Consider the following 15,757-nt stretch of genomic DNA (forward strand, 5'->3'; position numbering starts at 1 on the left):
AACTGACGTAATATTGACTGGTCGTACTTCTAATAACGCCAGTTTGAAGTCACTCACAGATCTACTCTTCATTTTTGAAAATCAATTGCTTTTTTTTCTGCTTAACCTCTAAAAACCGTTCTACACTATGGTTATAACTGTTTGATTTGTATACGAGGTATCAATGAGTCGGAAACCCATAGTGTTAGTCGTGGATGACACCCCAAGTAACTTGGATGTGTTAACGGCAATACTCAAAGATACTTATCAAGTGAAAGTAGCGATTAACGGCACAATTGGTATCAAGATTGCGAAGATGGTGCCGCAGCCAGACCTTATCCTCCTTGATATCATGATGCCTGACATTGATGGTTACGAGGTATGCCGCCAACTTAAAGCTCAGCCGAATACGGCTCACATTCCTATCATTTTCGTGACCGCCAAAATTGGTCCAGAAGCCGAAGTGAAAGGATTGTCTTTAGGCGCTGTCGATTACCTAACGAAACCGATCACGCCTGAAATCGCGCTCCAGCGTGTCAAAACCCACATCGCGTTGTATGACCAACAACGAGCGCTGTTCCATCAAGTGAAAGACAAAACCGTCGAGATCAATCTAGGTAAACTTGAGACACTCAATATCTTAGGTCGAGCAGCGGAATTTAAAGACAACGAAACGGGTATGCACGTTAAGCGCATGAGCCATTACTGTGAGGTGTTGGGCAAGGCGTTGGGCATGACTGACGAAGATGCCGAAACGCTCCGTGACGCGGCGCCAATGCACGATATTGGTAAGATAGGTATCCCTGATAACGTGTTGCTTAAGCCCGGAAAACTCGATGCGGAAGAGTGGGCGATCATGCAGAAGCACGTCGAGTATGGTGTGGAGATTTTAGGGCAGCAAAGCGATTCAAAACTGATGCGCATGGCGATTCAAGTGGCGCAGTATCACCATGAGAAATGGGACGGCTCTGGTTACCCGAGTCAAGTGGCAGGGGAAGATATCCCACTGGTTGGCAGAATTGCTGCTGTGGCTGATGTGTTTGATGCTCTAACGGCAGAACGCCCTTATAAAAAAGCTTGGAGTGTCGAAGATGCTTTGGCTTTAATCACTGAGCAGAAAGGTAAGCATTTTGACCCGACTATCGTTGATCTGTTTTTCATTAAATTACCAGAGATTCTAGAGATTAAAGAGAAGTTCAAAGATGAGTGACCTCTGGCAGATGTGGGGTAAGTGGGGTAAGCGTTATGTCATCGCCATAATTTTGTTTGTTGTATTCGTTGTTCGTGCTGCTAGCGTTAACGCTGAGGCTGCTCCGGATCAACAACCAATCCTATGGCAAGATCCTGATCGTGAAATCACGTTTGTTGCACTATCCAGTCATTACCCTTACTCATTTATTGGTGATGACGGAAAAGTCGACGGGATTATTCGAGATTGGGCTTACGATCTTGAAGAGCGTTTCAACGTAAAAACCAACTTCATCAGCGTAGATTCTCATGCTGAAGCAAAGCAAGCTTTGTTAGACGGGAAAGGCGATGTGTTTCCGTTTCAACAGTTTGATCCCAGCGAAGGAGGACGTTTCCTTCAAACTGATCCTTATATCTCGTACCAAATTGCCGTCATTCTTCCTACCGAAGATCATCTCAATAAGAAAATAGAGCAAGAGGCCAAAAGGCGAATTGCCATGGTGCGAGAAAGCATCGACCTAAAGGGATCTGGTGTGCAGCTTAGCTCTATTGAGGCGGTTGAGTTCGATACGGCCATTGATGCTATTCGCGCATTAGAAGACGGCTCGGTTGATGGTTTGCTGGCTGAACCTGTAACCACCATGGATCTTGCTCATAAAAGCGGAGTAGAGAATTTAGCGGTCAACCATGTACTTGATCGCTGGAAGAACATCAAAGCAGCCATGGTTATTCGTTCAAACGACAATGAGCTGCTTAACTTATTGAATCAACAGATTGCAACATTTGATATCAGTAAAAAGAACCGCATTTTATCTAAATGGTTAGATGACTCGCCTTATCGCTCTCCCATTAAAGGTGTATTTGGATTCGGCAACCCGCCTTACATGTATCCAGACAGTACTTCTGTCGGCTTAGAGCATGACATTATGCAAAGAGCTTTGAACGATATGGGGTATCGGTTAAGTGACGTTGTCACCTTGCCTCGTACTGCAGCTCGTCAAGCTATCGATAACAACAACTCAATATCATTTGTCTCTGGCGTTCAACTTGATGACTCTTCATTGCACTTTGTCAGTGACAAGGTGATGGATGTTGATTTTGTACCAGTGTCATTAAAGAGGCGTAAGCTGGATTTGAAGTCGGCAAAAGATTTGTCATTGGGTGCTTTGCTGTTCGATGAAACATCGCCGATTAAAAATTCCGTAGAAGTCTTGGAAAGCCAATTGAGCATTGATCGGATAGAAGATCTCGACAGCTTAGAGTCGGCGTTCTCTCAGCTGAGAGCTCAGAATGTTGATCTCCTGATGGTAGAAAGACGGGTATTAACCTGGTTCGTCACCAATACCCGATTTATTGAAATGCACGAGATTCAGCTCCATGAAGATTATAAAGTCAGTTATCCCATCTACGTGGATTTCAGGGGAGCTGAGCTAAGAGACCGCTTCAATGCCGCATTAGCAAACCTGAAAAGGGAAGACGGTGAGTTTGAGACAATTCTCAGAAGACAAATTAAGAACGACCTGACTCCGGTTCTGAAGAAGGCCGATATTATTGCTCAAATCTCAGCGTACTTTATTGTTAATGATCGCTTTGACGAATTGCCTAAGATTTTTGACATATTTGATGCAGATAATACCTTCATGGTGATTTCGGCACTGGCTGATAATAATAAGCGACCGCTTGAATCTTGGTTCCTAGGAGATGTATCAACGTCATCATTGGACAAGAAAAACACCTCTAAATTGTCATCCGTGACGAAAGGCGCTGGTTATAAAACGAAGACGGGCAGCACCAATGCTGGGTTTATGACGTTCTATTTCGATGTGGATTCCGTGGAAGGGAGCTATGTTTATTTCCCAGCCATTGAGCAGTTCAATTCATTCGGAGATGGTGCAAAACGCTATATTTCAGATATTTATCAATCAAACAGTTTAGCTGGTGAACTCCTTAATCTTAGTCAAAACGAACGTCAGTGGATAAAATCTCATCCAGTATTGAAAATCGGTATTGATCCTAACTCTTTGCCCTATGAGGCCGTATCGAGCAAAGGGGAATACATCGGCATGATCGATGATTACCTAAAGCTGATCGAGCAGAAAACAGGTTTACGCTTGGAACATGTTGATGTCGGCAGTTGGCAGGAGACTCGACGACTCGTTGACCATAGAAAAGTGCACCTTGTGTCGGCTGCTGTGGAGAATCGTTCGCTTGGCGAGGGCGTGAAGGCGGGTAAGCCGTTATTTTCTAGTCGTTTGGCCATTGCCTCAAGACGAGATGTGAACAGTCTTGTCTTAGAAGAAGCTGCCGGTTGGAAAATAGGTATTTTAGAAGGGGGAGCCAACACAGAAGCTATCGTGGATAGTTACCCTGAGATCAACTGGTCGATGGTGTCATCGACTAATGATGGCTTAGAGCTCGTCGAATCGGGTGAGTTTGATGCGATGATTGATACCGTTGATGTCTTAAATTACTTAATCGACTCATTTGGCTATCGAGGGGTTGGTATCATCGGCCGGTTAGACTTCTTCCTGTCGCCAACTCTGCATGTCATCAAATCTGAACCTTTGCTGTTGTCTATTGTGAACAAAGCGATAGGCAGTATCTCGGCTGAAGAACACCAGAAGATCTCAGCAAAGTGGGCGGCGCCCAAAGCGATAGAAAGAGTTGATTATCAATTGGTTTACACCATTTCGGTTTTTTCTCTGGTGATCCTTCTTCTTATTATTTTCTGGAATCGTAAATTAGCGAAGCAGATCAGTATTGCTAAGGAAGCGACCGAAGCTCTGGAAAAGGCGCAGAACCAGCTCTACAACATGCTAAATAGCTCTCCAATTGCAGCCAGCGTGGTATTTGAAGAAGAGGTTCGTTACGCGAACGATACGGCAAAACGTTTGTTTGGCGTGGAAAATCAGGCGTTGTCTTCTATCGACGTCGCAGCTATCCATGACTCGCTGAGCGTTCGTGATGGCGTGCATAAAGAGCTCGACCTTAACGGTAAAGTTGAAAATAGGGAGTTGGTACTCAGAAAATCTGATGGAACCCGATTTGTTGCTTTGGTCAGTTACTATCTTTTTGAGATTGATGGGGAAGTCGCCACACTATTTTGGGCATTCGATATTTCAGAAATGAAGCGCCTAAACGAACAACTTGAAGAAGAGAAACAGAGAGCCGATCTGGCTAGCCAAGCTAAATCGGAATTCTTAGCCAATATGAGTCACGAAATTAGAACGCCAATGAACGCAATAATTGGTTTGTCTTATCTGGCCATTGGCGAAATATCTAATCCTGTTGCTCGAAACTATATTGAGAAAGTGCACCGTTCGGGGCATTCACTGTTAAGCATCATTAATGACATCCTCGACTTCTCTAAGATAGAGGCGGGACAGCTTGCCATTGATAGCATCCCATTTGATCCCGCAACGACCTTTAAAGATGTGATTGAGTTGATGGAGTCGAAAGCGGCTGAGAAACAACTCAATTTGTCGATGGTCATAGACCCAGAATTAGACACGCCATTACAAGGCGATCCCTTGAGGTTGTTCCAAGTCATACTCAACCTTGTGGGCAACGCGATTAAGTTTACGGAAAAAGGCAGCGTAGCGTTAACGGTGGAGCATCTTGACTCGAACGATAGCAGCCTAACCATGAAAGTGAGTGTGATGGATACCGGGATAGGCATCTCGGATGAGAACCGTCACAAGCTGTTTGAAGCCTTTAGCCAAGCGGATACCACTACAACACGTCGGTTTGGCGGTACAGGGCTTGGGCTCAACATTAGCCAGAAATTAGTGCATGCGATGGGCAGTCAAATTACGGTAGAGAGTGTTTACGGGCAAGGCAGTGAGTTCTCCTTTGTACTGACATTGCCACGATCAAGCTCGGATGCGTTAGCCGATTTCAAAGCCCAAGAGTTGCAGTTGGATTATCAGATAGAGTTCAAAGGCCAAAGAGTGCTATTGGTTGAAGACAATGAGCTGAACCAAGATCTCGCCTTAGCATTTTTCAGTCGTTCTAATTTAAATGCCGATCTTGCTGAAAACGGAAAGGAAGCGCTTGAACTAGCCAAAAACAACGACTACGAAATGATCTTTATGGATCTTCAAATGCCAATTATGGACGGCTTTGAAGCTACCCGTTTGATTCGTGAATTCGATACAGATGTACCGATTATTGCAATGTCGGCCAATGTTTTTGCTGATGCGAAACAACGAGCGAGGGCGTCGGGTGTCACGGACTTCTTGGATAAGCCAATTGTTATTGATAAAGCGATGTCTTTGATTACTCGATACATTGTTCCTGAGGTGTTAGTTGAAGGTAGAGCGCCATCAGACACCTCTTCAGATGCGATCCAGACAGGTGATTCTGGTGAGAGTGCGGAATTGCACTCCGATCTCCAAATTGAGCCGCCTGTTTTCTCTCAGTCGAGGTTTGAGCAACTGACTTATCATGATGTGAAGCTGCAAGCCAAAATGCTTGATAGGTTCTGCCAAGGATCGCCAGACATTATGTCGGATGCTTTTGATAACTTAGTACAAGGCGAATGGGAGACGTTAGAGCGTAATCTACATACTTTAAAAAGCATGGCAGCTTCGATTGGTGGGTTGCGATTGGCAGAGTTACTCAGTGATTTAGAAAGCAAAGCTCATAACAAGGCGTGTGATGAAGAGGATCTTAAACAAGGTGAGCTTGGGTTAATCGAACTGATTAAAGCAGTTGAGATCAGCTTTGATGTGCCTGGTGCTGAAGGAGCTAATACAACAAGTCCTGAAGAAGCCGCTGCGAGTATTGCTGATACCTCTGATTCAACGAGCATCACGTCAGAACAGCATGCTCAGTTGCTATCACTGCTGGATGCTTATGATAACGATGCAACTCAATATGTGACTGAGTTACTGGCACAGTATCCACATTCTGCTGTTCTCAAAGATGTTCAAAGTGCGTTAGATAATTACGACTTTGAACGAGCCAAAGAGGGACTTGGCGCTTCTGAGTAGTTGTCTTTTATAAATATCACTTCAACATTAAAGCCTTTAGCTTTTACAGCGATAACGAGCTAGCTAAAGGCTTTAAATCTATCTATACCGAACTAACCACTCACGTTCTGTTTGATTAGCTCAACAACCGTATCGTATCGGTGAGGCAGTTTTCGGTTTCGTTTTTGAACCAAATACAGCGTTTCCTCTACTTCTACCTTTGGTGGCACAACGTGTAGCTTGTCTCTATCTGGGAAGTGTTCAACCGCGCCAGCCGGTAACACGGTAAAACCTAATCCTTTTGATACGGGTAGCAAGATCTGGTGAAGCTGATTGATGTAGCCAGATCTTGGTATTTCATTAACGTTGATGTTCGCTAAGTCTTTATCTCCGCAAAGGTCGAAATACAAAGACAGATAGTGTGCAGAATCTGGGTGCGCAATCAGGCCAATGTCATGAAGTACTTGCGGCGTTATCTCTAAGTCAGCAAGGCTGTGATGGACAATAAGACACAGTGCTTCTTTGCCGATGACTTGGCTTTGGTAGTAGCTGTCGTTCGGGGAATGCCTAACAATGCCGATATCGGTAGTGCCTTCGATTAGGTCATTCAATATCTTTTTGTTTGGAGCGGCTTCTAAGTTAATGCTGAGCTCTTGGTGTTGCTGTTGAAGTTCAAGAAGCTTGGGATACAGACGCAAAGAGAGTGAACCAGAGCAAGACAAGTGACATTGCCCAGCATAAGGATTATCAAAACTCAGAGACTCAAAAAGATCTTCTTGGTCTTTCTCTAGTTTGAGCGCATAGCGATACATAATCCGACCCTGTTCGGTCAGCTCGAAGCTTTTATTTTCTCTCGATAACAGGTCACAATTGCAAGCTTGTTCAAGCTTCTTGATGTGCTGGCTGACCCCTGGTTGTGTCATGTACAACTTTTCAGCCGTTTGGGTGAAATGTCCAACTTCAACCAGAGTCTTAAATGTATTGAGCCAAAGTGGATTGATCATACTCACCTTCAAATGCTAAAGCCTATAAATAACAGAAAATTATTATCTTAAGTAATGATAATTTCAACTCTAGCGTCTTAAGTAACGCTAATCAAAGTTAATGTGGTAGTAACTATTTATATTGGTCTATTGGTCTATTGGTCTATTGGTCTATTGGCCGCTTTGTAGAGCTGCTATAAGTAACAAAGTGTTGCGACTTTGTTGATTGTTTGGTCTATTGACTAACTGTGCTCATATTTAGGAACGAAGATGAATAGAAATGTTTGGCTGCTTTCACTGTGTCAGGCCTTGTTGATGACGGGTAACATATTACTGATCTCTGTGATTGGTTTGATCGGTAAGCAGATTGCGCCCAGTGTCAGCATGATCACCTTGCCGGTTGCACTGCAGTTTTTGGGTTTAATGGCAGCCACTATTCCAGCATCTTTAATTTCAGGCAAGTTAGGGAGAAAGCGAGGATTTAGCATTGGTAATGTGGTTGGCATTACAGGGGCTAGTCTTGCCACCTACGCACTGTCTCAGCAAAATTTCTATCTGTTTTGTTTCGCCACGTTCTTACTTGGGATAGGTATAGGTTTTGGCACGCTTTATCGTTTTGCTGCAATCGAGGTGTGTGATGAAAATGCCCGTCATCGAGCGATATCTATCTCTATGGCTGGTGGCGTTCTAGCAGCGGTATTGGGGCCCAACTTGGCGATTATGTCGCAACAATGGTCGCAAGATGGCTTGTACATTGGTGCTTTTGCTTCTTTGATTGGATTGAACATTCTTGCGTTACTCATCTTACAAACCATTCAGTTTCCTAAAGTCTCTTTTAATAGTCAGGCGCCTAAATCCGATCCTCTCAGTGTGATAGTGAAAGCACCTAACTTTATTGGCGCAGTGTTTGCTGCCATGGTCGCTTATGCGGTGATGAATATCCTGATGACAGCAACACCATTAGCAATGATTGGCTGTGGCTTTGACTTTACTAAAGCGGCGGGTGTGATTGAGTGGCACGTGCTGGGGATGTTTGTACCTGCATTCTTTACTGGTTCACTTATCGAGAAGTTTGGCTCAAGAATGATGATCTTGGCAGGCGGGGTGCTTTTCGTCGTCTGTATCGCGATTAACATTCATGGAGAATCTATCTGGCACTTCAGAGCGGCTCTAGTTGTGCTTGGTGTCGGTTGGAACTTTATGTTTATCGCGGCAACAGGTTTGTTTAGTCAGTCCTACCAATCGCAGAATAAAGCTAAGGCACAAGCGTTTAATGAATTTATTGTCTTTGGCTGTGTGACTATTACAGCGATGCTCTCTGGCTGGCTAGAATCGACAGCAGGGTGGCAGAACCTCAATATCTACGTATTACCATTCGTGTTAGCTGTTATCTTACTGTTCGCATTCAGTGCTCGTAAATCGCGTATTCAAAAGCAGCCTGTGTAATGGCTCATCGAATGGTGGTTCAGTAAATTTGTCACTGTGATTAAAACCCTAGTATCTCGAACTACGACCAATAAAAAGCCCTACCAAATCGGTAGGGCTTTTGCTTACGGCTTAAATAATAACGTTTCCTTAAAACTGCTGTCTTGGCTTATATCCTGTAACAACAGTACTTAAGCTTGTGTTGTAAATACGCATGACAGAGCTTGCGATGATTTACAGGTCGACCATAATCGTTTTAGTGGTAATTCCACCTTGGTCATCGATTATCTTCAGTATCACCTCGTGCTCTCCGTATGAAGGGAAGATTGAAGTGAATGTGCGACCTCGTTTCACCTTTCCGTTTGGAAGTGTCCACTCGGTATCAACAATACGACCATCGCTGTCTGAACTTGTAGACCACATGGTTACCCAACGGCCCAAGTGAATGTACTTCGCGCTCGCTTCTGGAAGGGCGTTTGGAGATTCAACACTCACTACGGAGCTAAATGACTCGGAAGCGCCTTTGTCGTCGACAACAGACAAGTTCACCGTGTATTCCCCCGCTTGCTCGTAAGACCAAGTTGGTGCAATTTCGTTACTTGTTGTGCCGTTGCCAAAGTCCCATAGATAACTGACGATCTCACCGTCTTGATCAGAACTGAAGTTACGTGCTGAAACGTTTAGGCCAGTCACATTAAGCTCGAAGTTCGCAGTAGGAGCGACGTTGTGTTGGCTTACTTTAGATAAGCGAACCACGCCGTATTCGTTGTTGTCACTCTGATTCACAATATCGACCGCTAAACCAAACTCCGTCAGGATGCGTCCTGAATCTGGTGCTTGAGGCGATGTGTAATCTTGGTCATCCGAGAAGCTAGCATTGCCAACCAAACTGGTATCTTCGAGTACATCATTGTCGCTGTTTACAAGACGCATTGGAGTATGATCTTTGAGTGAAAACGCAGCGTCTCGAACTTGGTAGCGTGTTTGAGCCACTTCACCAGAGTTTGCCCACACCATGGCATTTTGATCTGCATCGACCACGCCTAACCAACCTTCACCAGGGTGTTTACCTACCCAGTTGTCGGTTAGTGATTCGTCTACGTACCAAATGATCAAACCCGGATCGAATGAGATGAGTTGGCCCATGCGTTTGATATTGGCTAGACCTTCATCAACATCCATGTGGCTGCGCCATTGCAATAGATAGTAGTGCTGCGCTTGATGGAATCCATTACTCAACTTGTAGCCATTAAGGGTGAAGGTGGAGTTGCTCTCACCATCATCTATATCGGTCACTTCACCATCGACAACCACAGCAAGGTTATCTAAATAGAAGCCTTCCATTGCTAAGCCGCCATCGGTGATGTATTCAAAAGACAGTTCAACTTCTTGTCCTGCCCACTGTGAAACGTCGAACTCAGCGTCAACCCATCCACCAGATTCGCCGCCAATAGCAGGAACGAGGCCCGTGTTGTATGGGTCGTCCATTGAGGTAATGTTGCCTACAATGGCTTGTCCGTTGATTAGCACGCGCGCAAAGTCGTAGTCTTTTTCAATCTCATACCAAGTTTTGAAAGACAGCAGTGCAGAATCACCTGCTGGGATCACCAACTTGCGAGTCATACTGTTTTTCAGGTCATCGCCTTTTTGAGAGTGGAATGAATACTCGCCCTCAAAGGGTTTCAGGCTTTCAATCTGCTTCTCGGGAAGATCCACTTTAATCATGTTCGGACGGCTGTTATCCGTCGTTTGGAACAGCGTATACACTTGTGGATTGTCTTCTAGGTCATCAATCGAGATCTGATCATCGTTAATCCAACGTCCGCCAATCGATTTCTGTAGGAAGTGTTTTGCCCAAGAGCTAAATGCAGTTGGTTGTGTACCACCAATTTGACCAGCCCAACTGCCCGAAGACATGATTGACCAGTAAGAAACGGGTTCGCCTTTGCCTGTGTATTGCGTGTCATATTCGTCTGGTAAGCCTAAATCATGACCATATTCGTGGGCACAAACACCCGCAGCCGCATCAATCGGTTGAATGGTGTAATCAAACGCCGCGTATTGGCCACCAAAGCGGTCTGGAAGCGAGCTAGAGGTTCCTTCCAGTACATGAGTGCGACCAAGGTTGAATCGGTGAGACCAAATCGCATCAGGACCTAATACGCCACCACCGGCTTCTTCACCTACCGATGCGTGAAACACCATCAGGTGATCAATCACACCATCGGGTTCGCGGAAATTTCCGTCACCGTCGTAATCGTAACGATCTTCGATGTCGTAATCGGTAAGGTTGATACTCGGATCTTGAGCCAGTTGATTAAGCGCTTCACGAACCAGTTCTTGGGCGTTGAGGTCGTTGTCGGTGGTAGGGGAGTTGCCACCATAGAATGACGCAGGCTTGGAGGCGCGATACCAACCTGCCGCTTGACCTGCAACGCTGTAACTGTCACCAGATTCGCTTTGGTAATATTGGCGCATCGAGATTAGGTTCTCGCCATTGGGCCCTGTGTAGCCAGAATTTGAGAACAACAGCTCTTGATAATGCTCTGGGTTGTAGCTCTCGTAGAGCATCTGCGTGTGCTCTTCGGTCAGCTTGTTGTCATCCCAGTTCAAATCAGGGAAATCGACCAACAGAGCGAGTACTTTGTCGGTACGCTTGGTGCCGACTTCCAAAGCAAAGACACTCGCTTTTTTAACGCCAGACCCTTTTTCTATGGCTTTGAGTATTTTTGCGCGTTGCTCAAGTGCTTTTTTTCCGAATTGAGCATCGCCTTTGAAACCGGAATTGATTTTATTTTTCAAGTAACGGTCAAGCGCATCGTGCTTTGCCACATCGGTTGCATCTTGGTCGACTAAGCCTTGTCTAACTAGCATTTCAATGAGTTTGTCTTCATTAACTACGCCTAAATCAATAGGTGTTTTTGCATAACCACTGACGCTAAATAGAGTAAGCATTGCTGAAGCCAACAATGTTTTTCTCATCATTTTCATTATATTTCCTTTTTATATTTCCATGTCGATATCAGTATCAACTTGCCTTATTCGGATCTGTTGTCCGAGTTTGGCCTAATACACTCTTGTGGTGTCTTATTTAACTGACGTGTGTTTGTTGTATGTTTTTTACCTTCTATCTCTTTTGTATTGGTTGTCTCTTTTCTATTTTTTGAATCAAACGGAGTACTCTTCACTTTTTTAGCGTTGAGATAGATACGTAAAGCTTCTTGATTTTCCTCATAGGTTAAGCCTGAACAGATAACACCTCGTTTAATCAATGACTTCAGCAATAGTTCGTCGTTCTCAATAGTGGAAGCCTGTGACAGTGAGGAAAAAATTAGAACCATTAAAGCCATTGTTTTGTGTGACATTCTTATAACAAGCCATCAGTTTTGATTATGTAACAAAATATATTTATAAAATTCACCAATCAAATGGATAATTATTACAATTAATTATTAGTTCCGGTTTCAACATTTAGAGTTAATATAAAATAAGGAGTGTTACTTATTCTATTGTCAGTTATTTATTGGGTTTTGTTGAATGAATAGTTGATAGTTTAGATGTTTAATAACATTGATTAGGTCGTGGTTATTATTCTGGAGGGCGCTTTATACAAGGCGTTGGGTTCTAACTAATAAGATAATTTTTTATTATCGGTGTTTTAAAATACGCATGTAATAACTGAGTCATTAGTAAATACCCATGCTCAAATTATTTTCACTCGAAATATCAATAATTAGGGTGTTGAGAGTAATTTTCAGTGTTTCAATGGCGTGAAATTTAACAATATCGGCGGTGATAGGATCGACGAGTAGCAAAAAGAGCCCGTGTTTGAGCTCTTTTCCTTTTAGTCTCGCTGGTGTTTTTACTTATGACTGAGAGACATCGCGATAAAAGTAACGTTCGCAAGTGCTTGGATTCATACGTTTAATGACGTTGGATATTAAAGCGATAACCAGCACTGAGAATACTAACCTTCCCCAAAATATGGTGTAGAAGTCTGCCCCTATGAGCATGATCAACAACGTATCTTCTATCAAACTGTGGAGCAAGTTGAGCAGCATGATTGCGGTGAATACATCTCTTGCTGAGATATGGCCTTTCTTGGCTTCGTTGATCAATAAGCCACCGCCAAACGAAAGACCAAGCGTGATTCCGATAATCGTTAGGTTGGTTGCGTCTTTGCTGATTCCTAGCAGTCTCAAGAACGGTCTTAACAATATTGCCATGAGCTTTTCAATGCCGAGAATCTTTAAAACTTTGAGTAGCAGTAATAGAGCTGAAATCACCATGAAGATAACCGCAAAGCTCTTGAGCTGTTCAATAGCCCAACCTAAATAGCTTGTGTCTCCTGATACTTCAGGCTGCCAAAGTACGGTTGCTGGGTAATTGAGCAAATCCCCATATTGATAACTGAGGTTAAGTAGCCAAGCCAGCACCAAGCTACCACCGATTCGCACCGACAGGGTAGCCAACCAGCTCACGCCTGCTTTTTTGGCTATCGCCCCCTCAATCGGTAATGAATGTGCTAGTAGCATCATGCTGCCTAAAACCGAGGCTTGAGCAACCGTTAAGGGAGCGTCGGAATTGATGAGAATAATCAGCCCCGCATAGATGTTAGTGAGTATGGTGGTTGCCCATACCAAGCCCATCTCTTTCGGTAAGCCGACGCTTTCCATTATTGGGCTCAGCCATTCGCTAAGAATCACGATGCCGCCGAGCTCTTCAACGACCTTTATCACGATGATAATTGGAATCATGATTCGGAAAAGAGTCGAGGTGACATCGAAAATCTCTCTAAGGAGTTCTTTAAAAAATTGATAGGTTGATTTCATAGTTGTGACCATGGTTCGATTGTTTGGTATGAGAAGATCTTACCGTGATTGTTGTGATTCAGATTTCTAAATTGACCTTAAAAGTTGCTATAGATTTTTTAATTATCGTAGTATTAAAAATTATAAGTCATAAATGTATTGGTTTAAGAAATTATGATGATTGACCGTATAGATAGAAGCATTCTGGTTGAACTGCAAAAGAACAACAGAATCCCTAATCAGACATTGGCTGAGCTGGTCGGGTTGTCACCGCCTGCTTGCTTAAAGCGAGTGAAACGGCTGAGAGAAGAGGGCGTGATAGTCGGTGATGTGTCCATCATTAATCCAGAACTGACCGGCAGTAAGATGACTTTGGTCGTGTCCGTGGAAATGGAGCGTGACCGAGGGGATATTTATCAAATCTTTCGCCATTCTATTTCAAAGGCAGAAGAGGTCACGCAGTGCTATCAGATATCAGGCAGTTTTGATTTCATGCTGATTGTGACGGTCAAAGACATTCAAGCCTACGAAGACTTTGTGGAGCGAGTACTACGCAAAGATCTGAATATTCGTAAATTCCATACCTCTGTCTCAATGAGAACCGTGAAATTTACCACTGCCGTAAACTTAGATGAGTCGTGACTGTTAGCTCGAAAAAATATGTGAAGTTATTAGCTTTGTGAGGTACTTAGCTAATATTTGTATAAATAGCAGGCATTTACACAAAATGTGACGTTCACATTTTGTCATAACTTTAATAATTGTATATATTCCTCGCCTAAAATAATAATTAACCTAAGTTAATATAATGACTGTCAGCTCATCTACTCAATCTCGTGAAACGCTTCTCAGCGAAAACGAACAACTTGTCTCTACCACTGACTTAAAAGGCGTGATTACGTACAGTAATGATGCTTTTTGTCGTATAGCGGAATACAGCCAACAAGAATTGCTAGGGCAACACCACAATATCGTAAGGCATAACGATATGCCGAAAGCCGCTTTTGCTGATATGTGGGTTAACCTAAAGCAAGGTAAAGCGTGGCGTGGCATCGTAAAAAACAAAACCAAATCCGGTGGGTTTTATTGGGTAGATGCTTACGTAACTCCGATTTACGACAATGGTAAGGTGAGTGGCTACCAATCTGTTCGTGTTAAGCCAAAGAATGAATGGATACAAGTTGCAGACAAGGCTTACCAAGGTCTCTTGAAGGCTGAAAAGTCGGGTCGCCAATGGTCCTTAAAGATCAGTGACAGTGGTCGTTACGCCGTGTTGCTAGGCTCTTTGGCTGCGCCTCTGATTTCAAATCTCGTTGAAGTAGGGCAAGTATCACAATGGTTGTTGAGCCTACTTCCTGTTTCTGCATTAGCGTTACTTTTCCGACAAGAGCTGATTGATACTCCACTGCAGTTGAAAAAGCTGCAATCGAAATTCGATAGTGTCAGTCGCCTGGTCTATTCAGGTAATAGTCAGTTCTCTGTGGCCGATTTTCACTTAAAGTTATTGTCTGCACGAATCCGCACCGTGTTAGGTCGTATGACAGACTCTGCCAAGCCATTACAAGATTTGGCTGACAACCTGAATGCCACGTCATTTGAAGTATCAGAAGCCTTAGATCAACAAACAAAAGACATCCTTCAAGTACGAGAGGCGACTGAAGAGGTTGAAGTCACCGCCAATGAGGTCTCTTCTCGCACAGAAGAAGCGCACCAGATTGTTGATGTGACTTTGCAAACCTGTGCTGGCGCTAAAGAGAGTATTAATCAAACTCATCAGAACTTAGAGAGCCTAGCTTCTCAGGCCGAAAAGGCGACTCAAACGACTTACCAACTGAGCGACCAAGCGCAGAGCGTAAGTAAGATAATGGAAGAGATTGGTGGAATCGCCGAACAAACCAACTTGTTGGCCCTGAACGCTGCGATTTAAGCGGCGAGAGCGGGTGAGCAAGGACGAGGCTTTGCGGTCGTTGCAGACGAAGTGCGCGCGTTGTCGGGTCGAACCTCAAAGGCTACGGTTCAGATCAAAGAGAGTATCGACACCATGCTAACGACGATAGAAGGCTGGCAAAAAGATATTCTGGCGAACCGTGAGCAAACGGACGCGTGTGGTGATGTTGCAAAGGTGAGTGCAGAGCGCTTGTCGGAAGTTGAAAACCTAATGCAATCCATGAATGAACTCATGCAGTCTGTTGAAAGTTCTGCTCATAAACAACGTGAGCTGTCGAGTGAAGTCAACCTGCATATGCAGTCTATCGCCTCGACCGCAGAACAAAACTTAGTGGCAACGCATTCTGTGAAAGACCACTCCACAGAGCTAAAAGAACAAGTCAATGAGTTCTACCAACTGGCAAAGCGTTTCGAAGAAAAATAGCCGTTAGATTTAAACCCGAATAAGATA

At 44.0% G+C, this 15,757-nt stretch carries 8 protein-coding genes and 1 pseudogene; 5 read left to right on the forward strand and 4 right to left on the reverse strand.

What is annotated here, in order from left to right; all coding sequences use genetic code 11:
* Positions 1 to 163: 163 nt before the first annotated feature.
* Both AB6E85_RS05845 and AB6E85_RS05850 read left to right on the forward strand, forming a co-directional pair.
* Positions 164 to 1,189 carry an HD-GYP domain-containing protein gene (locus AB6E85_RS05845; RefSeq protein WP_048610920.1) on the forward strand — a complete coding sequence of 342 codons (1,026 nt, stop codon included), beginning with the start codon at positions 164 to 166 and terminating at the stop codon, positions 1,187 to 1,189.
* Positions 1,182 to 6,161, forward strand: coding sequence for an ATP-binding protein (locus AB6E85_RS05850; protein WP_372141828.1), 4,980 nt, complete (start codon positions 1,182 to 1,184; stop codon positions 6,159 to 6,161). The genes AB6E85_RS05845 and AB6E85_RS05850 overlap by 8 nt, the downstream gene beginning before the upstream one ends.
* Positions 6,162 to 6,253: 92 nt before the next feature.
* On the opposite strand, the gene AB6E85_RS05855 is transcribed toward AB6E85_RS05850, so the two are convergent.
* Positions 6,254 to 7,144, reverse strand: coding sequence for a LysR family transcriptional regulator (locus AB6E85_RS05855; protein ID WP_050619689.1), 891 nt, complete (start codon positions 7,142 to 7,144; stop codon positions 6,254 to 6,256).
* Positions 7,145 to 7,393: 249 nt separating this feature from the next.
* Here AB6E85_RS05855 and AB6E85_RS05860 point away from each other — a divergent pair, with 249 nt between their 5' ends.
* Positions 7,394 to 8,569 carry an MFS transporter gene (locus AB6E85_RS05860; RefSeq protein WP_017064421.1) on the forward strand — a complete coding sequence of 392 codons (1,176 nt, stop codon included), beginning with the start codon at positions 7,394 to 7,396 and terminating at the stop codon, positions 8,567 to 8,569.
* Positions 8,570 to 8,782: 213 nt separating this feature from the next.
* Here AB6E85_RS05860 and AB6E85_RS05865 read toward each other — a convergent pair whose 3' ends face one another.
* The 3 genes from AB6E85_RS05865 to AB6E85_RS05875 form a co-directional block, all read right to left on the reverse strand.
* The gene (locus tag AB6E85_RS05865) at positions 8,783 to 11,539 is read right to left on the reverse strand and encodes an immune inhibitor A domain-containing protein (protein WP_372141830.1); all 2,757 of its coding nucleotides are present in this window, start codon (positions 11,537 to 11,539) and stop codon (positions 8,783 to 8,785) included.
* A 47-nt stretch (positions 11,540 to 11,586) separates the two neighbouring features.
* The gene (locus AB6E85_RS05870; protein WP_172378837.1) at positions 11,587 to 11,913 is read right to left on the reverse strand and encodes a hypothetical protein; all 327 of its coding nucleotides are present in this window, start codon (positions 11,911 to 11,913) and stop codon (positions 11,587 to 11,589) included.
* 501 nt (positions 11,914 to 12,414) lie between these two features.
* Complete coding sequence (locus AB6E85_RS05875; RefSeq protein ID WP_372141832.1) at positions 12,415 to 13,380, reverse strand: hypothetical protein; 966 nt, start codon at positions 13,378 to 13,380, stop codon at positions 12,415 to 12,417.
* Between the two features lie 153 nt (positions 13,381 to 13,533).
* Here AB6E85_RS05875 and AB6E85_RS05880 point away from each other — a divergent pair, with 153 nt between their 5' ends.
* Together AB6E85_RS05880 and AB6E85_RS05885 are read left to right on the forward strand one after the other, a co-directional pair.
* Complete coding sequence (locus AB6E85_RS05880; RefSeq protein WP_050632988.1) at positions 13,534 to 14,001, forward strand: Lrp/AsnC family transcriptional regulator; 468 nt, start codon at positions 13,534 to 13,536, stop codon at positions 13,999 to 14,001.
* A gap of 166 nt (positions 14,002 to 14,167) precedes the next feature.
* Positions 14,168 to 15,730, forward strand: a pseudogene (locus tag AB6E85_RS05885) (methyl-accepting chemotaxis protein).
* The last annotated feature ends 27 nt before the right edge of the window (positions 15,731 to 15,757 follow it).

The sequence above is a fragment of the Vibrio sp. 10N.247.311.51 genome (assembly GCF_041467855.1).
Taxonomy (GTDB): domain Bacteria; phylum Pseudomonadota; class Gammaproteobacteria; order Enterobacterales; family Vibrionaceae; genus Vibrio; species Vibrio coralliirubri.